We start from the raw sequence: 21,671 nt of genomic DNA, 5'->3' as shown, positions 1-21,671 counted from the left end.
TGTAACTTAAGATATCGACGTGAGTCACGCCGACTTTAGCTTAACGCCGCGATTTGCGATAATCACGCTTTTATTCTTCCCAGTAAAGTGACGACTGCATGAGCCAAGATCTCGATCCAAATAGCCTTAAAGCCCGTTTCCGCGGCTATTTTCCTGTTGTTGTGGACGTAGAAACCGCAGGATTTAACGCAAAAACCGATGCTTTGTTAGAAATCTGCGCCGTCACCCTAAAAATGGATGAACAAGGCTGGCTGACACCAGATAAAACCATTCACTTTCATGTCACGCCATTTGAAGGCGCAAACCTTGAGCCAGCGGCGCTCGAATTTACTGGCATTCGAGACCCATTTAGCCCACTGCGTGGCGCGGTTGATGAAGGAGAAGCACTGCGCGAGATTTTCAAGCTGATCCGTAAAGAGCAAAAGGCGGCAGAGTGCCAGCGCGCGATCATGGTCGCCCACAATGCAAACTTTGATCATAGCTTCGTCATGGCCGCCGCTGAACGCGCGCAATTAAAGCGCAACCCTTTCCATCCTTTCGCGACATTTGATACAGCGGCACTCAGTGGGCTTGCGCTCGGACAAACGGTATTAGCAAAAGCCTGCCAAGCCGCTGAGATTGCATTCGACAATAAAGAAGCACATAGCGCCCTTTATGATACTGAGCGCACCGCAGAGCTCTTCTGTGAGATAGTTAATCGCTGGAAACGCCTAGGCGGCTGGCCACTAGCCATCACGTCCGAGAACAGCGATGCATCGACGGCATCGGAGACCTAAGATTATCCATGCATGAGGCGACCCAATCGGGTCGCTTTTTTCACCCAGACACCTTCCCTCGACTTTAGGCTCTTAAGCTTTAAATACGCCCTATTCATTTTGTTAACAATATGTTTGCCATCACATTTTTGCGATCTGGTTGTCACCTAACCTTAACGCTTCCACAAAGAGAATTTAAACAGGCACACAAAGCATGCGCAACAAAGCACAGCAAGAAAAAAGGCGTAAAATCAATAAGTATTTTAATAAATCATTGAGTAGAGTTTTTACTTAAAACGTCCAATACAAACGCATGCTAACAATTCTCGCATATCACTTAGCTTTCCCTTTTGAAACCTCCCTTTAACAAATGGCAAATCGGTGCCACTATTAGGTGTGAATAACATCCGACCACTTTTGTAGCCCAGAGAACATGGGCACGGAAGGGGGCGGCCCTAAAGGACAAGAAGCTAAATAATCAAGGAGTGAGGCGCGCTATGTCATCACTATTTAAAAAATCGCTAGTGGCAACCAGTTTATCTTTGCTAGCCGTGCAAGCTCATAGTGCCGGCTTCCAAGTGTCAGAGACCTCGGTATCCGGTTTAGGGCGAGCCTTTGCCGGTGAAGCCGCGATTGCGGATAATGCCGCAGTCGGCGCACGAAACGCTGCCGCCCTAACCCGCTTCAATACCACCGCGTTTTCGGGTGGTTTAAGTATCATTGACCCAGATGTGCATGCGGACGTTCAAAGCGCAAACAATGGTGCAGTATCAAAAGCAGCTCTAGAAGCTCTAGGAATGTCTACAGAAGCGAAAGATATAGCGCCAACCGAGTACGTACCTAGCTTCCATTTAATCCATCCTATCGATGACCAAATTGTTGTTGGCTTTTCCGCCTTCTCTAATTTTGGCCTATCTACCGAATATCCTAAAGATTTTGCGGCTGGTGTGGGTGCTGGGGATACAGCACTCGTCACGATGAATTTCAACCCTAACATCGCATACAAAATTAACGAACAATGGAGTGTCGGCGCGGGCATTAGCGCAATTTATGCAGATGCAGAGTTGAATCGATTTGCTGGTGCCGCTGCGGGAACACCCTCATTGCCTGGTACATCTTCAGCAACGGATCGCATCGCGCACCTCAAAGGTGATGGCTGGGGTTTTGGATGGAACCTTGGTGCTCTATGGGAAGTTAACGAAGATAATCGCTTCGGACTTTCTTATCGTTCACAGTCTGATATTACCCTTGAGGGTAACTATGAAGGGCTAGCCACAGCTTCTGTAGGCAAGCCTGGACAATCAGTATCAGGCGAACTTGAGCTAAACCTCCCCGAAATCATTGAGTTTTCAGGCTTCCACCAGCTYAACCAACAGATCGCACTACACTATAGTGCTATGTATATCGGATGGGATAGCTTCCAAGAGTTAAAGGCGACTAGCTCTCCATCAAACTGTAATGACGGCACCGCCGGGCAGTGTTTGCAAAAAGATGAAAACTGGGATAACAGCTGGCGCTATGCGTTGGGTGCCACCTATACCATGGACAACCACTGGGCGTTCCGAGCGGGTTATGCGTATGACGAGAGTCCTGTAAACGCTAAAGATCGCACACTGAGCATTCCTGACTCTGATCGTCATTGGTGGAGTCTAGGTGCAACCTATACTGCAAATGACAACCTTTCTATTGATGCTGGATTTGCGTACTTGGACGGAGAGCAGGTAGACGGAAGCGAGGATGGCTTTGCTTTCTCAGCCGGTGGTGACGCGTATATCTACGGGTTGCAGCTGAACTACTTGTTCTAACCTCAATCAGCAAATACTCGTATCAAACGGCCAGCTTTATGTTGGCCGTTTTTTTGTTCGTGTCGAAGTAATAAAAATCTTTTCTGCTGCAGAAATCAACCTGCCAAATAGGTAGACAACCAAACAAACTGGCAAGCCAATTTTTTAGCGCTTTAGCGACCTTCACTTTTTTTGATGAAATAAAATAACAAAAAAAGTCGATTCCCCCTCGACACAGACAAATTTTTGCGCAAACTGGGTGGCTTAATTACAAAACCATAGATAGACCCCGCAGCTTAGCTGCAGTCACAATGCCCATAACAGGAAAGTTTTCATGAACCCGGTAGTTATTTCGGTCTGTGTCATGCTGGCACTGGCGCTAATGCGCGTCAATGTCGTGGTTGCGTTGACATTTAGCGCCGTCTTAGGTGGATTGGTTGGCGGCTTGAGCTTGTCAGACACCATCAGCGCCTTTGAAGGTGGATTAGGTGGTGGCGCCACTATTGCTCTAAGTTATGCCATGCTTGGCACATTTGCCGTAGCAATTAGCCGTTCGGGGATCACAGATGTGCTCGCCCATGCGGTCATCCGTAAACTCAATGCACGCCCAACCGACGCTGCGACAACCACATTCAAGTATCTTGTCTTAATTTTACTCGGCTTACTCGCCATTTCGTCTCAGAACGCGATCCCCGTACACATTGCATTTATTCCTATTGTGATCCCACCGTTACTGCATGTGTTCCAACGCTTAAAGCTCGATCGCCGTTTGGTAGCTTGTGTGCTGACCTTCGGTTTGATTATGCCGTATATGGTGTTACCCGTTGGCTTTGGTGGCATCTTTTTGAACAACATTTTGCTCAAAAACCTGAATGAAAATGGCCTCGATGTGGTTGCCGCTCAAGTACCAACCGCAATGTTGCTTCCCGCCGCTGGCATGGTCGTGGGCTTACTGATCGCCACTTTTATTAGCTATCGCAAGCCACGGCAGTATCAGGAAGGCGCAATTCTCGATGCCGAACCTGAAAACAATCAGGTTGAGTCTCGTAATCTTTGGGTCGCTGGCGTCGCAATTATCGCCGCCCTAAGCGTTCAGTTGATGGCAGGCTCAATGATTGTGGGCTCATTAGCAGGCTTTATGGTATTTACCTTTGGCGGCGTGATCCGCTGGAAAGACACCCAAGATGTGTTCACCAAAGGGGTCCACATGATGGCCATGATCGGCTTTATCATGATCACGGCGGCGGGATTTGCGGCGGTGATGAAGGCCACCGGCGGCGTTGAATCGCTCGTCAGCTCCTTATCTGGCTCAATTGGCGACAACAAGCCGCTAGCCGCGTTTCTGATGTTGGTCGTTGGCTTGTTGGTGACCATGGGCATTGGCTCATCGTTCTCGACCATTCCGATTATCGCAACCATCTATGTGCCATTGTCTTTGGCGTTTGGTTTCTCACCAATGGCGACTATCGCATTGGTCGGCACGGCTGCCGCGCTTGGTGATGCGGGCTCCCCGGCATCCGACTCGACTTTAGGTCCAACATCAGGGCTCAATGCCGACGGACAGCACGAGCATATTTGGGATACAGTGGTTCCTACCTTTATCCACTATAACCTACCTCTGATTGCCTTTGGCTGGTTAGCGGCGATGGTGCTGTAATCGCAAAGGCCTCTGTCAGCGATAAAAAAGCCACGTTTCTCAACGTGGCTTTTTGCGTACTTCAGCGAATGTGTGTCTTCTCAATCACTCATTTTCGCTCGCGTCACGACGCTCTGCCGCTTCTTTGACGAGTGGCTGTAACTCACCCTTTTGGAACATTTCCAAAATAATGTCACAACCGCCGACTAATTCACCCTCAACCCAAAGCTGTGGAAAGGTTGGCCACTGGGCATAAACGGGGAGTTCAGCGCGGATATCTGGGTTTTGGAGTACGTCTACATAAGCAAACTTTTCGCCACATGCCATCAGCGCTTGTGATGCTTGTGATGAAAAACCACAACTTGGCAGCTTAGGAGAGCCTTTCATATACAGCAGAATCGCATTTTCTTCGATTTGCTGCTTAATCTTATCAATCGTTTCCATTGCTTCCTCGAACACTGTCTTTGAGTCTTACCCTTGATTCTACTTGCTAACCGATTGGAAAAAAATGCCTAAATCCATTGTGGGATTAGCAACAAAAATTTTGCCGCCATCCTTTTAATAAAGTAAAAACTTGCTAAACTAGGCGGAGCAAAACGAAAAAGAGTAGCCACACCGCCATGGGGTCATGTTTTACAGCGGTATCAGCTGAGAACATTCCCTCTTTAGAGAATGTCGGTGTCGGACTACAGGAAGCACTCCCCATATAAAAACGGAGATATAAGCAATGTCATTCCAACTACCTGAACTGCCTTACGCGAAAGACGCGCTAGAGCCACACATTTCAAAAGAAACCCTCGAGTATCACTATGGCAAACACCACAACACTTACGTGGTTAAGCTCAATGGTCTGATCGAAGGGACTGAATTCGAAGGTAAATCACTTGAAGACATCATCAAAACCTCTTCAGGCGGTGTCTTCAACAACGCAGCTCAAGTGTGGAACCACACCTTCTATTGGCATTGCCTAAGCCCGAACGGTGGTGGCGAGCCAACTGGTGAGCTAGCAGACGCAATCAACAAAGCGTTTGGCTCTTTCGAAGAGTTCAAAACTCAGTTCACTACCTCAGCAGTGAACAACTTTGGCTCTGGCTGGACTTGGCTGGTCAAAAAAGCGGACGGTTCTGTGGCAATCGTGAACACCTCAAATGCCGAAACACCAGTGACTCACGACGGTGAAACGCCACTGATGACTGTTGATGTTTGGGAACACGCTTACTACATCGATTACCGTAACGTACGTCCAGATTACATGGCTGCGTTCTGGAAACTGATCAACTGGGAATTTGTCGCGAAAAACTTCGCCGCTTAATGACCTAACGTCACATACCCAGTCAGAAGGAGGCGGATATCGCCTCCTTTTTTATGGTTCATATTCAGTATGACACACTGGCGACAGTGAGCTGGCGACGATCCTTAAATGGTGGGCAATAAAAAGCCGCCCAAATTGGCGGCTTGGTTTGGCGAAATAGCCATCATTAATCTTGCGCGGTTTCCGCTAAGATAATGCGCAGCGAGCGACGCAGTGGCTCAGCCGCCCCCCAAAGCAGTTGGTCACCCACCGTAAAGGCATTAAGAAAATCATCACCCATTGCCAGTTTACGCAGGCGGCCTACCGGGATCGATAATGTGCCAGTCACCTTCGCTGGGCTCAAGTCAGTCATGGTCACTTCACGTTCATTAGGTACCACTTTCACCCAATCATTGTGCGAACCAATCATCTCTTCGATTTCATCCATTGGTACTGCTTTTTTCAGCTTCACCGTTAAGGCTTGGCTGTGACAACGCATTGCACCAATACGTACGCAAGTGCCATCGATAGGGATTGGATTGTCTTGTAGACCTAAGATTTTGTTGGTTTCAACAGTCGCTTTCCACTCTTCCTTGCTCTGACCATTATCACGTTTCACATCAATCCAAGGGATCAGTGAGCCCGCTAGTGGCACACCAAAGTTATCGGCAGGGAAATCATCGGAGCGAAGGGTCTGGGCGACTTTACGGTCGATGTCGAGAATCGAGGTCGCGGGACTGGCCAGATCGGTGTTGACCGCATCGTTAATCACGCCCATTTGACTGATCAGCTCGCGCATATGCTTGGCGCCAGAGCCAGACGCGGCTTGATAGGTTTGCGCCGTCATCCACTCGACCAAACCTGATTGGTAAAGACCGCCTAGGCCCATTAGCATTAAGCTAACGGTGCAGTTACCGCCCACAAACGTGCGTGTACCGCCGTGGATCCCTGCTTGAATCTGTTTAAAGTTAATCGGATCCAAGGTGATGATACTATCATCTGCCATTCGCAATGATGAGGCTGCATCAATCCAGTAGCCTTTCCAGCCAGCTTGACGCAACTTAGGATAAACCGCGTTGGTGTAATCCCCGCCTTGGCAGGTGATAATAGCATCTAGGGTTTTAAGGGCCTCAATGTCGTAAGCATCTTTAAGCATGCCCGCATCTTTGCCGAAATTCGGGGCCGCGATGCCAACTTGTGAGGTGCTGAAGAAGACAGGCTCAATATGGTCAAAGTCTTTTTCTTCTACCATACGCTGCATCAGCACAGATCCCACCATGCCACGCCAGCCAATTAAACCTACTCGCATCATAATTTCACACTCCATGTTGTGTGACTGAACCAAACGCTTAACCAGATAAGCACGGTTCGGTCAGTGAAAAAACGCTTTTGATACTAACACGTCGATTTACGATAGTCAGGTCAAGGTCATTAACTGTTCAATTCCTCATCAAACCAAAGGAATCCAGACAGATGTGTATGAAGACATTTAACGTACGTGCGACGAAAAAACACACAACTAGCAACAAAATAAAAACCATATTTTAATTAATTTAAAACCAACTCTTTCCCTAGAGTTAACCTGGATACGGTAATCGCAACCTAATTCGCGGAAGACTCACATTACTGGCAAAAATGTTTCCCATCTCTTTGTGGTGTTAGCTAGAGTATGTCGCCTCACAAACGGAATAGGATACTGACACACGGAGAGTGATGTGAGTTTAGCCCTGGTTAAAGGGGTTAAATTGCGCAGGGAGTAGTCGCGTTATCACATTAGGTCCACCTTCCAATAATGATGTCGATACGTTCGCCCCACGGCTTTGCAAGGAGTGCGACGTGAAGAAGGTTAAGGTTATGACAACACAACAAGCAAGACTGCCATCAGTCTTTCAAGTGATTCTCTCGCTCGGTATATTTCTCGCGCTAGCGTTTTCATTTACGGCAAAACTCGATCTCCCGATCCAATTGGCCCTGTTTATCGGCTGGTTCGTGATCATGGTATTAGGCCTAAAACTCGGTCATCAATATAAAGACCTTGAGGCTGCTGCCACGAAAGGGATCTCAAATGGTTTAGGCGCTGTGCTTATTCTGCTTTCGGTCGGTGCCTTAGTCGGTACATGGATTGCAGGTGGTATCGTTCCAACCATTATCTTCTATGGTCTGAAAGCAATTCACCCTTCTATTTTCCTTCTTGCGACCATGTTGATTTGTTCCCTCACCGCATTGGCTACCGGAACCTCTTGGGGCTCGGCAGGTACAGCCGGCATCGCCATGATGGGCATTGGGCAAGGTTTAGGTATTCCCGCCCCCATGACCGCAGGCGCCGTGCTTTCTGGTTGTTACTTTGGTGACAAAATGTCGCCGCTCTCAGATTCGGTGATTTTGGCCTCATCAATGTCAGGCGTTGAGATCGTTGAGCACATTAAAGGCATGCTGCCAATTGCGCTTATCAGCTACATCATCACCGGTATTCTCTTTACCGCTGTAGGATGGCACTACGCGGGCAACGTGGACATGGGCCAAGTTGAGACCGTGATGTTGGCCATGGAAGATCAATTTGTGATCACGCCGCTCTCTTTCATTCCTGTTTTGGCGGTGTTGGTATTGCTTGCGATGCGTCTACCCTCGTTCCCTGTAATTAGCTTTGGCTCGTTACTCGGTATTGTATGGGCGGTGATGCTGCAAGACATGACTCCCGTGCAGGCAATCAACACCGCATGGGCGCCTTTTCATATCTCCTCGGGCGTCGACTTTATTGATGCCATCTTAAACCGTGGCGGCATGGAATCGATGCTGGGCTCGGTTGCGGTGATCGTGTTTGGTCTTGGCTTCGGCGGATTGCTGGAAAAAGTCGGCGTTTTACATACCATCGCAAATCTGTTTGAGCGTCGCGTTAACAGCGCAGGTAGCCTCGCCACCTCAACTATTGGTACGGCGTTTATGGGGAACATTTTTGGTTCAGCGATGTATGTATCACTGATCCTGACACCAAAAATCTGTGCCAAAAACTACGACCGCTTAGGTTATCAACGCAAAAACCTATCACGAAATGCTGAGTTCGGTGGCACGCTGACATCAGGCATGGTGCCGTGGAGTGACAATGGTATCTACATGGCCAGCATTCTGGGTGTTGCAACCCTGTCTTACGCCCCGTTTATGTGGTTAAGCTTTGTGTGTATCGCTGTCACCATCGTAACCAGCTACATGGGATGGTTTGTTGACAAAGTAGATGACAAACAAACTGCGGCGGAAACCATGACGCCTGCTGCAGAGAAAGCATAATCTTTTTTGTCACGCGGCACGCTCGCCGCGAGCAATCTGAAGACAAAGAAGGCGCCGACTCGGCGCCTTCTTTGTTTGCATCACCAGCACTCAACTCTCGCTAGCGCAATGAATCGAGGTACTCAGGTAAAAAGAGCGAAATTTGCGGAATGTAGGTAATCAGCATTAAGAACACCAGTAGCAAGCTTAGCCAAGGCAGCGCCGCCTTGATTGCCCAACCGATGGACTCACCAGTAATCCCCGCCGTCACAAATAGGTTCAACCCAACCGGTGGGGTCAGCATCCCGATTTCCATATTGACCACCATAATGATCCCCAAATGAATGGGGTCGATACCCAACTGCATGGCGATGGGGAATAAAATCGGCGCCATAATCAACAAAATCGCCGACGGCTCCATAAAGTTTCCCGCAATCAATAGGAGGATATTGACCACGATTAAAAAGCCCCACGCAGGCAGCCCCCATGCCACAATGCTTTCGGCAATGGTATGTGGAATGCGCTCAGTGGTCAGCACATGGGCAAACAACATCGCATTGGCGATAATAAAGAGCAGCATAATGCTAACCTTGGCAGCATCTTTTACCACATGGGCCACTTCTTTATCGGTTACCGAGCGTATCATCACCCAAGGCAGCTGGACGATATTACGTCCCCAAGCACGAATTGATGACTCGCCCTCAAAACGCCACGGGGTGTCTTTCAGCGGTCCGATATCACGGTACCCCCACACACTCACCAACCATGCGTACACAGCCGCAACTGAAGCCGCTTCAGTCGGGCTGGCTATGCCACCATAGATAGAGCCCAACACAATGATGATAAGCATGAGTCCGCCCATCGCTCGCGCCCCTGAGCCAAGCACTGCGCTAACGCCTGGGAAAGGCTGCGAGGGTAAGCCTTTAATGCGTGCGACAATGTAAATCGCGACCATCAGGATCCCGCCCATCATTAAGCCCGGAATAAAGCCTGCCATAAACATCTTCGAGGCAGATACTTCCGTTGCCGCCGCATATACCAGCATCACAATTGACGGAGGGATCAATATCCCCAAGGTGCCCGCATTGGCGATCACCCCAGCGGCAAACGCTTTTGGATAGCCTGCTCTTACCATCCCCACAATCACAATCGAGCCAATGGCTGCAACCGTTGCAGGCGATGAACCTGAGACTGCCGCAAACAGCATGCACGCCATGACAGATGCCATCGCCAATCCACCACGTACATGGCCAACGCAATCAACCGCAAAATTAATTAACCGACGCGCCACTCCTCCAGTTGAGAGAAAGGCAGAAGATAGGATGAAAAAAGRAATCGCCAACAGCGTGTAATGGTGTGTCGTCGCTTCAAAAAGTTTCAGAGAAATCGAGGCAAGGGAATCATTGGAGAACAGTAAAATGGTACTGACGCTCGATAATCCCAGCGCAATGGCAATGGGCATGCCCATGAACATGCACAAAAACAATAACCCAAACAAAACCGCAATGGTCATTTTGATTCCTCCTTGCCTTCCGCTGAACGGCTTGTTGACATACCCTCAACACCCTCTTCAGCAAGATGCATGCTCTCCTTCGCTTCATCAGCAAAGCCAAAACCAAGACGCTTACCTTGAATGACTTCGATAGCCACAGTGATCATGCGCAGTCCAAGCAAAGCGAACCCGATCAGCAAGCACAGCATGGCTTTCCACTTTTCTATCGGAATATCTTCCATTTCAATCGCAATCAGCTTCATCTTGCTCAGGTAGACCCAACTGCCATAGAAAAACAGCACGCAGTACACCATGGCGAGCGCCAGTGCAATTAAGGTCACTGTCTTTTGCAGTGACGGTGAAAATGTTTTCACCAAGGCATCTACCCCAATATGCGCGCCTTCTCGGATCCCCCATGACGCGCCAATCAGCACCATCCAGGCCGATAAATACAAGGTGGCTTCTTGTGCCCAAAGTAAGCCTTCGTTAAAGAAGAAACGCAGCACCACCTCAACAAAGACCAACAAGGTCGTCGCGACCAGTAGCAATCCAATGACGGTTTCTTCGAATCGATGCAAGAACTTGATCATCCTACACTCCCTACGGATGAACCCGGTCAGACCGGAGATAAAACAAAAGCCGGGGCATCCCCGGCTAGATATTATTGATTGGCTTGTACCGCCGCTTGAATCAAGTCAGCGCCAATCTCATCCTCAAATTGCTGCCACACTGGCTGCATGGCTTCGACCCACTCACCGCGCTCTTTATCGGTCAAAGTGAGAATTTGGCTGCGTCCTGAGTCAATGATCTTCTGGCGGTCATCATCTGCTTTTTGTTGCGCAATTTGATTGCCATAAGCCACTGACTCATCCAACGCTTTTTTCAGCACTTCACGGTCAGCATCTGGGAGTTGCATCCAAAATTCCGCCGAGGTGGTAACCATGTAATCAAGCACACCATGGTTTGATGCTGTGATATAAGGCTGAACTTCAAAGAACTTCTTCGAATAAATGTTTGACCAGGTATTCTCTTGGCCATCGATGGCTCGGGTTTGTAGAAGGGTAAAGACTTCCGAGAAGGGCTTTTTAAGCGGCACTGCGTCTACCGCATCAAATTGTGCCGCCAACACATCCGAACTCATGATGCGGAATTTCTTACCAGACGCATCACTCGGTACCCGCAGTGGCTCACTGGCAGACAATTGCTTGAGGCCGTTATGCAAATAGCCCAGCCCGATCATGCCTTTACCTTTGACCGACTGCAGCAACGATTGCCCCGCATCTGATTGCTGAAAACGGTCAACCGCTTCCATGTCCTCAAACAAAAATGGCAAATCGAAGACTTGGAGTTTTTTGGTGTACTTGGAGAATTTAGATAAAGAAGGGGCAATAAACTGGACATCACCAAGTAGGAGCGCTTCCATCTCCTTGCCGTCACCAAACAATTGCGAGTTTGGATACACTTCCACTTCGTATTTGTCACCAATACGCTCAGCGACAAGATCTCGGAAATGCAGCGCCATTTGTCCTTTGGGCGTGTTTTCTGCCACCACGTGGGAGAACTTAATCACTTCAGGGGCAGCGTGAGCTGCACTCGCTAACGTGATCGATAGTGCAATTGCAGACAATGTCAGCTTTTTCATTGTTCAACCTCTTTCCTTGTGCCAGTGAGGTCACTCATGACATTTGAGTGACGTTTAAATAACGTTTCGTTTACGTTTTAGGCGCTCAAGGTCAATCTGTGAACAAGGAAGCAGGAACAATTCAGCGTGGATCGACGAAAACGGGATCGGACCAAAAAGAAATGGGTGGAAATTCACCCATTACTGATTAGCCTCATCGATCACTTTGGTCTTGATGATTAGTCGTCGCGACTGGTTAATCGTCGCTGCAGTTGATCACGCAGATTAGGGGGGGTGCCTTTGATAGTCAGGGTATCGGTGTCTGGGTCATAGAAGACGCGTTCACCTAACAGCATGGCATCGAAGTTTACCGATAGGCCGCCACCAGCCCCTACAAATTTGGTAAGCTTTCGCATCGTAGTCCGATCGGCAGGAAATTGCTCTTCAAGCTCATAACCTTGTTGATTGGCATACTGGTAGAAATCAACACCGTCAGGCGTCGGCGGTAGTTCTTGAGCAAGCTCTTTCACTACCACTTCATCTCCTGATTTAAGTTGATCATTACAATAATCAAAGACCTGCTTGCGATACGCGTTCTTTTCTTCTTTTTCCAAACGCGCATCATCACAGTAATCTTCCACGGCCTGCATCAACACTTGGTTTTGCTGTTTACTGTCCATGCCCACTTGCGCTTGCAAGAAGTCGAGGAAAAAGTCAGCAATTTTGCGCCCGACTCGGCCTTTGATGAAGGACAAATATCGATTGGAGTCGGCTTCCGTTTCCCACGTGGAGAGATCGATCCGCGCCGCAATATCCATCTTACTCACGTCAAGATACTCAGTCGCGTTGACGTCAAGCTCTTCCGTCACCCGCAAACTGTGCTTAGATTCGACCACGCCAATAAACAGATAATCGGTCGCAAGCGCACGATAATGCGCCATGATTAATGTACCGCTGTCGGCAAAAGGATACTTAGCAAGTTCATTACGCAAACGTTCGACAGCTTTTTCAGAAAAAGTGAGAAAGTCGAGGGCTTGGTCACGATATTCCTTTAACCACTGCTGAAATTCACTGTCAGTGTCAAATAAAGCAAACCCTTTGCCTGCTTTTGCGTGATATACCCGATGTACATCGGCCATCAGATTGTCAGTTTGATCGTTGAGCGGTAACGGTCCGTCACGAAGATGAACGTTAAGCGAATCATCATCTTGCTTAACGATTTGATGCAATATTACGTTAGAAAGCGTGAGGCTCATGATTGAAAAGATTTTCAGTAAGACTAAAGTGTGGGTTATTATACGCAGCTTTGGTTTTATTACGACAAGACGAATTTATGCCTGTAACTTCAAAGTATGACGACAAACAAGTGGAACGCATCATCAGTGATGTTGTCAACGTGTTAGAACAACACGATGCGTCAACAGATTTGTCGCTCATGGTGGTCGGTAACGTCGCCACCAATATCCTGAATCAGAATATTCCTGCCGCGCAACGTCAGGCTTTTGCCGAGAAATTCGCCCAAGCGTTGTTGTCTTCTATCGACAAACAATAACGCACCGTGCAGCAGCATCTTAAAAGAGAAGAATAAAGACGTATGGTTGATAGCGGAACATCGTATCGTGACAAAGTATCTCAGCTGATTAGCTGGGGGCATTGGTTTAGCTTTTTTAACATCATTGCCGCTATGTTGCTTGGCACACGCTATATCAGCCAGTCAGGATGGCCCGAAACACTGTTAGGACAAACGTACCTGATTTTTAACTGGGTCGGCCATTTTGGCTTTCTTGTGTTTGCGTTGTACATACTGGTCATCTTCCCGGCGAGTTTTATCATTCCCTCACAGCGCTTAATGCGCTTGTTTGCCGTACTGGTGGCGACCACGGGTATGATGGTGTTGCTGCTCGATATTTATGCCTACGAAACCCTCCACCTCCATCTTAACCCCTTGGTGTGGGAGCTGTTGTTAAGCGGCGAAAAAACTGACATGAATGCACACTGGCAATACCTCTTTGTTGCCGTGCCAGCTATCTTTATTCTCCAATTAATCATGTCAGAATGGGTGTGGCGTAAACTTCGTAAACTGACGCGCAAGCGCATCGGGATCCCGGTCGCGACCGTGTTTGCAATCTGCTTTATTTCTAGCCATCTGATCCATATTTGGGCTGACGCTTTTATCTATAGTCCCGTGACTGCGCAACGCTCGACCTTCCCTGTCTCCTACCCGATGACGGCGAAGACTTTTATGGAAAAATATGGCTTGCTGGATAGACAAGAATACCAACGTCTCCGCGAACAGCGGGGTCAGGAAAATAGCGAGGTTATTCGCTATCCGCTGGAGCCACTCGCGTTTGCACCTGATGCGAGTAAATATCAGAAAAACCTATTGATGGTAATGATCGAGGGGCTGCGTGCCGACATGCTCAATCCAGTGACCATGCCGCATCTTTACCACTTCGCCAATGACAACCTGTGGTTTAAAAATCACTTCAGCAGCAGCAATGACGACATGGCAGGGCTGTTTGGGCTCTTCTATGGTCTTCCCGGCAGCTATGCACAAAGTGCACGCACCGAAGGCCTGCGACCGGTGCTCATGAATACATTGAATAATCGTCGCTACCAGCTCGGGCTATTTAGTGGCGATGGCTTTACCAATCCAATTTATTATCAAAGCATCTTTAGCGCCGACTTACAAAGCGATGATCAGCCTGATCTTCCCGCTTGGCGGGCCGATGCTGAAGCAGTCTCTCAGATGCAAGCATGGCTTGCGGCACGCGATACATCGCCTTGGTTTGGTTATCTGGAGCTCGCCACCGTAAGTGAATACGAGCAAAGCGGTGACTATCCACAGCCATTCCAACCGTCATTAGATAGCGCGATGGCAGGCGTCGATACCCAAACGGCGCTGGTATTGAAAAACAGTTACAACAACGCCGCGCACTATATCGATGACCAGCTTGGCGCTTTATTGGACGACTTGAAACAATCGGGCCAGCTCGAAAACACTGTGGTTATGATCACGTCCAACCATGGTATGGAGTTTAACGAAACCGGTTTAAATACCTGGGGCTCCAACACCAATTACAGCCGTTATCAGTTGCAAGTGCCCTTGGTCATGCATTGGCCAAACCAAGCCCCAGAACAAATTACGAATTACAGTAGTCACCTWGATGTGGCTCCCACTTTGATGGAGTCCATGCTGTCGGTGAGTTCACCGGCTGAAAACTATAGCAGTGGGACCAATTTGTTCGAGTTGAAAAATCGCCCGCGTAAATGGGTTATTGCTGGGGATAGCCGTGATATCGTGGTCGTCCAACCACAAAAGACCACGGTAGTGGATAAATTCGGTAATTATAAAGTGTATGACAAACACTATACCCCCTTACCGGAAGGTAAGCCGCAGCTGTCTGTTTTGATGCAAGTCATGCATGAGTTGAAGCGTTTCTACCATCCAGAAGAGCATGACCGTTAATTTCAGTCTCGAAGTGGCGCATTAATAGCCAAACGATTGAAAAACAGGAAAACAATGCCGTTGAGTAATTGACAGCTGTGAGGGTGATTCGTAATATAGCGCTTAGTCGGTCTGTAGCGCAGCCTGGTAGCGCACTGTCATGGGGTGTCAGGGGTCGCTGGTTCAAATCCAGTCAGACCGACCAATCTTCTCGCCCGCCACTCTTCGAGTGGCGGGCTTTTTCATTTCTACGGTTGGCTTGTGGTTCGACCGACAAAGGCGGCAACGATGGTGTCATCACCTAGCTGTCGGGAAAAGACATAAGCATTGTCTTGGGCAATGGCCCGATGTATCCCTGCGCCTACGGCGGGATGCTGCTGCCTAAACTGAGCGACCTTACGCCAATGGGCTAACAAACGCTGTTGCTCTGGAGTACGTGACCACACCATGTCAGAACGCGTGCCTTGATGGAAATCATCTCCATAGGGACCCAAGTCTCGGCCAACCTCATCGCCGTAATACACTTGAATAGCCCCAGGTGAGAGCAAGAGTGCATTGGCCGCGCCGCGTTGCATCGCCATATCTTTGAAGCGACTGAAGAACAGCTCGGTATCATGTGACGACATATAGCTCACTGGAATAAAATCCGCTTCGTTTTGCATCGTTTGGGCGTAAGCATTATACGTCTCTTCCATTTGGCTGAGACAGTACGCGCCTTTGTCCATCTGTTTTTGCAGGTCAAAGTTGATGAGCGCATCAAAGCCTTGATCGAAATAAGGGCTACGATAAGCACTGTGGCCCCACACTTCTCCCATCATCCAAAAAGGCGCACCGGACTGCTGATGCTTCTGTCGCCAAGATGCCAAAGCGGCACTGGCTTTTTGCTTAAGCGCTCGCCAGATCTCACCGTCGACATGTTTAACCGTATCGACACGAAACCCATCTATCCCAAAGCGTTCAACCCACTGAGTTTGCCACTCAAGTAAATAATCACTAACCGTATAGCCATCTTGGACTTTTACACGTGTGCCAGGATTGTCGAGCAACCACTGAGGCGGCGTCACTGACTTGGTCGATTCGGTTTTAAAATCGGGAAGCCCTGCCAAGGTCAGGGTTTGATCGCTGGAGCCCGGTGCATCATAGCCCGGTAGTCCCGCGCGTACCCAATCTTTACCCCACCAGTGCTGCCAGTTTGCGCTTTGATAATCCACCGCTTGGTGAAAGTCATGCCAACTTTGCCCTTTTTTGGGGTGCCAATCTTGCCATTTTGCCGGTAATGCATCCGCATTGACCACCTTAATACCATCTTGTTGTAAGTCCGCTAAAGTGGCGTAACCAGGATGGTTAAGCACTGCATCAAGAAAGACCTTCATGCCACGTTGATGTGCGGCCTCTACCAGTTTTTTCAGCACCGCATCATCGCCAAAGTTTTGGTCTACTTGGGTAAAGTCTCGCGCCCAGTAGCCGTGATAAGCATAAAAAGGAAACGCGCCTTTACTGCCACCCCCAACAAAGCCGTGTACCTGCTCGACAATAGGTGACAGCCAAATCACGTCAGTACCCAGTGATTGAATATAATCGAGCTTCTCGAGCACTCCCTGCAAATCACCGCCATGGAAAGTACCAATGTTCTGTTGATTATCGGAATGGCGACCATAGCTGTGATCATTGCTTGGATCGCCATTGTGAAAGCGATCAACCATCACAAAGTAAATATTGGCATTGCGGTAGGTAAATGCCTGAGGTTCGCGCTCGGTCGGCGCTAACAATATCAATCCACCGCTATTTGATGCTGGGGTCAGCGTCACCTGATGGTCACGAACACGAACAACCTGACCACTGAGCGCTTCTGTCAGTTGTGTGCCATCCGCGAATGCCTCACCAACAGAAAGGGTGACAGGGCCACCGCGATAAACTTGGCATTGCACATCGGGCAAAGGCCGTTTAAACACGGTCGCGGTTTTTTTAGGTTCTCGCTTAATACTCAGTGTGTGGGTGCTAGGCTCAAAATAGAAACCATAGTCACCGGCAAAGCGAATATTGACCTCAAAGTGGCTCTCCGCTTGGCACGACAAAGGAATTGGCGTGTTAAACTTTACACGCGTGGGTGAGGTCGCCTCACATTCACCATCAAGCCCACTGACCGAGACCTTGTAAATATTTTTACCCAATGAGAAAACAGTGGGATGCTGGTCAGTAAGCGGCCCATCCGTTTGCGTGGTTGAGGTTGAAACTGTGATATGTGGCGCTGCAGACACCGAAGCTGAACAGGCAACCGACACAGCCAGTGCAATGCGCCGCCAAGAGAATAAGGGGATCATGATCGTGCTCCTTGCCGTTTTCTCATAGGGTAAAAAAACAGCAAGGTCATAACATCATTCTTGGCTCTCAACCCCAAAAGTGTGAGGGCTAACCATAGAGGGCGGAGTTAATCGGTTTTCAGAGACTCTCATCAATGCCGAATAGCTCGGCGATCTCGTCTGCGGGCACCGGGCGGCTATACAGAAAGCCTTGTCCGAAGGTACAGCCTAGCTCACGCAATATCGCTTGTTGGTGAGTGGTTTCAATCCCTTCTGCCACCACGCCCATGCCGAGACTATCGGCCATCGCGATCATCGCAGACACGATCGCCACTTCCTCTTCATCCGGTGCTTCACTTTGGATATCTTTGATAAAGTGTCGGTCGATTTTCAACTTAGAGATCGGGTATCGTTTTAAATAGGCCATCGACGAATACCCAGTCCCGAAATCATCAATCGCAATCCCCACCCCTTTTTCTCGCAACTGCTCTAACACTTTCAGTGCACTGGCTTGATTTTCAATCAGGGTGTTTTCGGTGATCTCCAACTCGAGAAAGCGCGGATCGGCGCCCGTTTTTTCCAGTGCTTCGGCAACGACCTGCGTAAAGGTAATATCGGCCAGATTGCGTGGTGAGATATTTACCGCCAACGAGACCATCAATCCCGCATCTTGCCACTGTTTTAACTGACGACACCCGGTTTCCACCACCCACTGCGTGATGTCGTGAATAATCGAGCGCTCTTCAGCCACATCAATAAAATGAAACGGCGAAAGCACGCCCCGTTCAGGATGGTGCCAACGCAATAGTGCCTCGACACCAATAATGTTACCGGTCACAAGATCCACTTGTGGCTGATAGAAAAGCTCAAGTTCTTCGTTTTGCACGCATTGCCGTAGCTCGACCGCCAAGCGCAATTTATTGTTGGCTTCGACGGTTAGCGCATCATTGTAAAACGCATACGTGTTGCGACCCGATTTTTTGGCGAAGTACATCGCAGAATCGGCAAAGGTCAGCAGCTCTTCGGTATTAGCAGCATTGTCTGGGTATTGGGCAATACCGATACTGACACCGATCTGAGCATCAATCCCCCCGCTGAGCACAAACAAGCGGTTCATCGCCTGAATAATGTCTTCGGACAAACTGACGCATGCGGCTTTGTCACTGTGAATTAAACGCAGGACCACGAACTCATCCCCGCCCAGTCGCGCTAAGGTGTCCCCTTCTCTTAACAAACCATACAAGCGTTGACTCACCAGCTTTAGCAGCTCATCGCCCACGGCGTGTCCGTGGCTATCATTAACAAATTTAAACTGGTCAAGGTCGAGGAACATCAGAGCCAGTTTGCCATGAGCCCCCATGGGCATCTTGAGTGCTTGTCTAGTGCGAGATGCCAATAGTAAGCGATTTGGCAAGCCGGTCAGTGCATCATAGTGCGCGAGATCAATCAGCTTTTTCTCTGAATCTTTCAGCTTGGAGATATCTGAAAAGACGCCAACATAATTCACCACCTCACCGGCGTCGTTCTTCACCACACTGATAGAAAGCAGTTGTGGATATACCACCCCATCTTTGCGCCGATTCCATATTTCTCCTTTCCATCGGCCTTGTTGGGCAACCTCTTCCCACATTGCGCGGAAAAAGGCTTTATCATGACGCCCCGAGTTAAGAATGGACGGATCATTTCCTAGAACATCTTCTTCTTGATAGCCGGTAATGGCGCTAAAGCCGCCATTGACTGCCACAATCTTGGCGTCTGCATCCGTCACCAGTACCCCTTCGCTCGATTGTTCGAAGATTTTTGCGTTGAGCATCAGCTTACGCTCAACCTCAAGTCGCTCTGAAACATCATGGATCACGGAAAAGAGTAATTTGACATGACCTATGGTGATGGGTGAAGAGTGCACCTCAACCTGACGCACCTCACCGCTTTTCAAACGGTGAGAGAAGATAAAGTAGTTTTTATCACGCTGACGCGCTTGGGAAAGGCTTTGACGCAACGCACTCTCGGTATGGGTATTAATATCGCTGATCCGCATGGATGTCAGCGTCGCATGATCATAGCCGTAAAACTGTTGCGCACTGTCGTTGGCATCGACAATGTCGCCACTTTTGGCATCCAGCAGTAGCATCACGGCATCATGACGCTTGAAGATACTGCGGAAACGATGGCTATCATCTACAACCCGACCAATTGACTGTGCAAAGCTGCGGCCAGCATTATAACGACCGTAGAGTCCTCCTAGCCAAAAGCCGAGTACAATCACTCCCATTAGCCAGACTTTCGGGTGCCAACGCACACCGTGCCAGCCATCTTCAGGGATCCCAAGTAAACGCCATTGACCTGATGGTAAACTCATCGTCAAGATAACCGGATCTTGGGTATGTATTTGCGGCGTACCATAAATAGGTTTGAAAGGCTCAGTCAGCCGTCGGCGCCCTTCTAAGGCAACTTGAACGGGTAACCGCTCCCCTTGAGTAAAGCTATCGGTAAACAACGCCTCAATGTCTAGCACCGTGGAAAGCACGCCCCACGGCAGGTTTTTACGGGCATTGGTAATGCTTTGTCGCGCGATTAAGGCTGTTCCACCTTGCAGCAGCTCAACAGGCCCTGAGATGACGGGTTTATCAGAGGCATGGGCGTTACGCACGCTTTCCAGTTGTGCCGGGATATCATGATAATCCGTACCAAGCAGAGTTTCGCCCACCGACTCCGGATAGACATGACTAATCACCCAATTTCGCGCGGCACCAAAATTAAGAATATGGGTAGATTGAGACATCAATTGCGCCGCGAACTCGGCAAATGCCTCTTGGGTAAGCTCAGGATTTAAACTGATATAGGTTGCTAGGCCGTAGCTTAAATCCATGTTCTGTGTCACGTTAAGCTCTATACGAGACCGATAGGCCAATAATGCCGCGCGCACTTTATCTATCTGTTTATCATGCTCTTGTTGGTATAGCCAGAACTCCACTGACGCGACAACAAGCACGAAGACCATAATAGAAATCAGTATATTGTATATAAACCCTACTCGGGCCGAACGACGGGCGACAGAGTCTAGCGCCGAGGGAACTGCTTGCTGCATGACGCAATACAACCTTATTTCGCCCACTTTTTTAGGCGAACATGATGAACAACTTCAGGCGTAGCACGGGATTATATAACCGCCGCGTAGAATCGCCAGCACTTAGGGCCGGTTTATGATGAATGGTTTCCGACAACATGGTTCAGATCAAGTAACACACCAAAGGCGTTGCACGATGCATAATACGTATTGACATAGTAAGGTATGCTGGCTTTTTAGACATCAGGAGACAAGGATGACACTGACCATGGAGTATGGCGCGATATTGGTCGCGCTCGGGTTTATTGCCGGTATTATAAATACCTTAGCAGGCGGTGGCTCCAACCTGACCCTTCCAGCGTTAATGGTCATGGGGATGCCCGCCGACGTCGCGAATGCGACCAATCGCGTTGGCGTGTGGTTGCAGTGTGCCTCGGGGATGGCAGGCTTTAAACGCCACGACAAACTTGATACGCAAGATATCTGGCCTGTGCTGATACCCAGCCTGATTGGTGGCTTACTTGGCGCACTTGCCGCCGCTTGGCTGCCCACCAGCTGGGTCAAACCTCTTTTACTGGGGACGCTACTCACCATGACAGTGGTGATGTTAGTCAAACCGACCACCCTCACCCCGCCACCGGGAACACCGATTAAAAAAGTGAAAGACACACCGAGTGCATGGCTGGGTTTATGTTTAGCTGGCTTCTACGGTGGCTTTGTGCAAGCTGGGGTTGGCTTTGTGTTACTGGCGGCCTTATGCGGCACCTTGAATTATGATCTGGTGCGCGGTAACGCGCTTAAGCTGGCTTGTACACTTGCATTCACCACCTTATCGCTGCTGGTTTTTATCGCCGATGATCTGGTGCATTGGCTACCCGGTTTACTCCTTGCTATCGGCACCATGACTGGCGCGCGCGTAGCCGTCAAGTTTGCGATTTCAGCCAATCCAAAGACGCTCAAACTCTTTTTGTTTGTCATGACGCTGGCGGGCTGTATTGCCGCTTATGCGTTTTAAT

16 protein-coding genes and 1 tRNA gene are annotated in these 21,671 nt (G+C 49.1%); 9 read left to right on the top strand and 8 right to left on the bottom strand.

The annotated features are described in order from the left end of the window. Nucleotides 1-98: 98 nt before the first annotated feature. The 3 genes from rnt to BZG83_RS02950 all read left to right on the top strand — a co-directional run bounded on the left by rnt (nucleotide 99) and on the right by BZG83_RS02950 (nucleotide 4,196). Nucleotides 99-776 (top strand): ribonuclease T, encoded by a 678-nt coding sequence (rnt, locus tag BZG83_RS02960; RefSeq protein WP_077479309.1) that lies wholly within the window; start codon nucleotides 99-101, stop codon nucleotides 774-776. Between the two features lie 476 nt (nucleotides 777-1,252). After that, nucleotides 1,253-2,560, top strand: coding sequence for an outer membrane protein transport protein (locus BZG83_RS02955; RefSeq protein ID WP_077479308.1), 1,308 nt, complete (start codon nucleotides 1,253-1,255; stop codon nucleotides 2,558-2,560). Between the two features lie 313 nt (nucleotides 2,561-2,873). Next, nucleotides 2,874-4,196, top strand: a complete 1,323-nt coding sequence (locus tag BZG83_RS02950) for a Na+/H+ antiporter family protein (RefSeq protein WP_077479307.1) — start codon at nucleotides 2,874-2,876, stop codon at nucleotides 4,194-4,196. A gap of 84 nt (nucleotides 4,197-4,280) precedes the next feature. Here the strand turns inward: BZG83_RS02950 and BZG83_RS02945 are convergent, their stop codons facing one another. Next, nucleotides 4,281-4,619: a Grx4 family monothiol glutaredoxin gene (locus BZG83_RS02945; protein ID WP_069590051.1), complete on the bottom strand. Its 339-nt coding sequence runs from the start codon at nucleotides 4,617-4,619 to the stop codon at nucleotides 4,281-4,283. A gap of 283 nt (nucleotides 4,620-4,902) precedes the next feature. Here BZG83_RS02945 and sodB point away from each other — a divergent pair, with 283 nt between their 5' ends. After that, a complete protein-coding gene (gene sodB / locus BZG83_RS02940; RefSeq protein ID WP_069590049.1) occupies nucleotides 4,903-5,487 on the top strand; it encodes a superoxide dismutase [Fe] in 585 nt (194 codons plus the stop codon). Between the two features lie 166 nt (nucleotides 5,488-5,653). On the opposite strand, the gene asd is transcribed toward sodB, so the two are convergent. Beyond that, the gene (asd, locus tag BZG83_RS02935) at nucleotides 5,654-6,775 is read right to left on the bottom strand and encodes an aspartate-semialdehyde dehydrogenase (protein WP_069590083.1); all 1,122 of its coding nucleotides are present in this window, start codon (nucleotides 6,773-6,775) and stop codon (nucleotides 5,654-5,656) included. 545 nt (nucleotides 6,776-7,320) lie between these two features. Between asd and nhaC the strand changes: the two genes are divergently transcribed. Further along, nucleotides 7,321-8,748 carry a Na+/H+ antiporter NhaC gene (gene nhaC / locus BZG83_RS02930; protein ID WP_069590047.1) on the top strand — a complete coding sequence of 476 codons (1,428 nt, stop codon included), beginning with the start codon at nucleotides 7,321-7,323 and terminating at the stop codon, nucleotides 8,746-8,748. 100 nt (nucleotides 8,749-8,848) lie between these two features. On the opposite strand, the gene BZG83_RS02925 is transcribed toward nhaC, so the two are convergent. The 4 genes from BZG83_RS02925 to yejK all read right to left on the bottom strand — a co-directional run bounded on the left by BZG83_RS02925 (nucleotide 8,849) and on the right by yejK (nucleotide 13,096). Continuing rightward, nucleotides 8,849-10,240, bottom strand: coding sequence for a TRAP transporter large permease (locus BZG83_RS02925; protein WP_077479306.1), 1,392 nt, complete (start codon nucleotides 10,238-10,240; stop codon nucleotides 8,849-8,851). Beyond that, entirely contained in the window at nucleotides 10,237-10,809 is a 573-nt protein-coding gene (locus BZG83_RS02920; protein ID WP_077479305.1) for a TRAP transporter small permease, read from the bottom strand. The genes BZG83_RS02925 and BZG83_RS02920 overlap by 4 nt, the downstream gene beginning before the upstream one ends. A 71-nt stretch (nucleotides 10,810-10,880) precedes the next feature. Then, nucleotides 10,881-11,861: a TRAP transporter substrate-binding protein gene (locus tag BZG83_RS02915; protein ID WP_077479304.1), complete on the bottom strand. Its 981-nt coding sequence runs from the start codon at nucleotides 11,859-11,861 to the stop codon at nucleotides 10,881-10,883. 218 nt (nucleotides 11,862-12,079) lie between these two features. Then, the gene (gene yejK, locus BZG83_RS02910) at nucleotides 12,080-13,096 is read right to left on the bottom strand and encodes a nucleoid-associated protein YejK (protein ID WP_077479303.1); all 1,017 of its coding nucleotides are present in this window, start codon (nucleotides 13,094-13,096) and stop codon (nucleotides 12,080-12,082) included. A 77-nt stretch (nucleotides 13,097-13,173) separates the two neighbouring features. On the opposite strand from yejK, the gene BZG83_RS02905 reads away from it, so the two are divergent. The 3 genes from BZG83_RS02905 (at nucleotide 13,174) to BZG83_RS02895 (ending at nucleotide 15,493) form a co-directional block, all read left to right on the top strand. Beyond that, complete coding sequence (locus tag BZG83_RS02905) at nucleotides 13,174-13,392, top strand: YejL family protein (RefSeq protein WP_069590037.1); 219 nt, start codon at nucleotides 13,174-13,176, stop codon at nucleotides 13,390-13,392. A gap of 42 nt (nucleotides 13,393-13,434) precedes the next feature. Then, nucleotides 13,435-15,309 (top strand): DUF3413 domain-containing protein, encoded by a 1,875-nt coding sequence (locus BZG83_RS02900; RefSeq protein ID WP_077479302.1) that lies wholly within the window; start codon nucleotides 13,435-13,437, stop codon nucleotides 15,307-15,309. Nucleotides 15,310-15,416: 107 nt separating this feature from the next. Next, nucleotides 15,417-15,493 (top strand) — tRNA-Pro (locus tag BZG83_RS02895). A 43-nt stretch (nucleotides 15,494-15,536) separates the two neighbouring features. Here BZG83_RS02895 and BZG83_RS02890 read toward each other — a convergent pair. Then, on the bottom strand, nucleotides 15,537-17,609 hold the full coding sequence (locus BZG83_RS02890; protein WP_077479301.1) for an alpha-amylase: 2,073 nt from the start codon (nucleotides 17,607-17,609) through the stop codon (nucleotides 15,537-15,539). Nucleotides 17,610-17,727: 118 nt separating this feature from the next. After that, nucleotides 17,728-20,676 carry a bifunctional diguanylate cyclase/phosphodiesterase gene (locus BZG83_RS02885; RefSeq protein ID WP_077479300.1) on the bottom strand — a complete coding sequence of 983 codons (2,949 nt, stop codon included), beginning with the start codon at nucleotides 20,674-20,676 and terminating at the stop codon, nucleotides 17,728-17,730. A gap of 235 nt (nucleotides 20,677-20,911) precedes the next feature. On the opposite strand from BZG83_RS02885, the gene BZG83_RS02880 reads away from it, so the two are divergent. Further along, complete coding sequence (locus BZG83_RS02880; RefSeq protein ID WP_077479299.1) at nucleotides 20,912-21,670, top strand: sulfite exporter TauE/SafE family protein; 759 nt, start codon at nucleotides 20,912-20,914, stop codon at nucleotides 21,668-21,670. Nucleotide 21,671 lies beyond the last annotated feature (1 nt).

The sequence above is a fragment of the Salinivibrio sp. PR919 genome (assembly GCF_001995355.1).
GTDB lineage: Bacteria > Pseudomonadota > Gammaproteobacteria > Enterobacterales > Vibrionaceae > Salinivibrio > Salinivibrio proteolyticus.
The sequence above is the reverse complement of the archived record's forward strand: the minus strand, read 5'-3'. Positions and strand labels throughout refer to the sequence as shown.

Coding starts and splice junctions, on each gene's coding strand:
- asd (WP_069590083.1), bottom strand. CDS start 6,775: ATGCGAGTAGGTTTAATTGGCTGGCGTGGCATGGTGGGATCTGTGCTG.
- BZG83_RS02880 (WP_077479299.1), top strand. CDS start 20,912: ATGACACTGACCATGGAGTATGGCGCGATATTGGTCGCGCTCGGGTTT.
- BZG83_RS02885 (WP_077479300.1), bottom strand. CDS start 20,676: ATGCAGCAAGCAGTTCCCTCGGCGCTAGACTCTGTCGCCCGTCGTTCG.
- sodB (WP_069590049.1), top strand. CDS start 4,903: ATGTCATTCCAACTACCTGAACTGCCTTACGCGAAAGACGCGCTAGAG.
- yejK (WP_077479303.1), bottom strand. CDS start 13,096: ATGAGCCTCACGCTTTCTAACGTAATATTGCATCAAATCGTTAAGCAA.
- BZG83_RS02950 (WP_077479307.1), top strand. CDS start 2,874: ATGAACCCGGTAGTTATTTCGGTCTGTGTCATGCTGGCACTGGCGCTA.
- nhaC (WP_069590047.1), top strand. CDS start 7,321: ATGACAACACAACAAGCAAGACTGCCATCAGTCTTTCAAGTGATTCTC.
- BZG83_RS02945 (WP_069590051.1), bottom strand. CDS start 4,619: ATGGAAACGATTGATAAGATTAAGCAGCAAATCGAAGAAAATGCGATT.
- BZG83_RS02905 (WP_069590037.1), top strand. CDS start 13,174: ATGCCTGTAACTTCAAAGTATGACGACAAACAAGTGGAACGCATCATC.
- rnt (WP_077479309.1), top strand. CDS start 99: ATGAGCCAAGATCTCGATCCAAATAGCCTTAAAGCCCGTTTCCGCGGC.
- BZG83_RS02890 (WP_077479301.1), bottom strand. CDS start 17,609: ATGATCCCCTTATTCTCTTGGCGGCGCATTGCACTGGCTGTGTCGGTT.
- BZG83_RS02920 (WP_077479305.1), bottom strand. CDS start 10,809: ATGATCAAGTTCTTGCATCGATTCGAAGAAACCGTCATTGGATTGCTA.
- BZG83_RS02915 (WP_077479304.1), bottom strand. CDS start 11,861: ATGAAAAAGCTGACATTGTCTGCAATTGCACTATCGATCACGTTAGCG.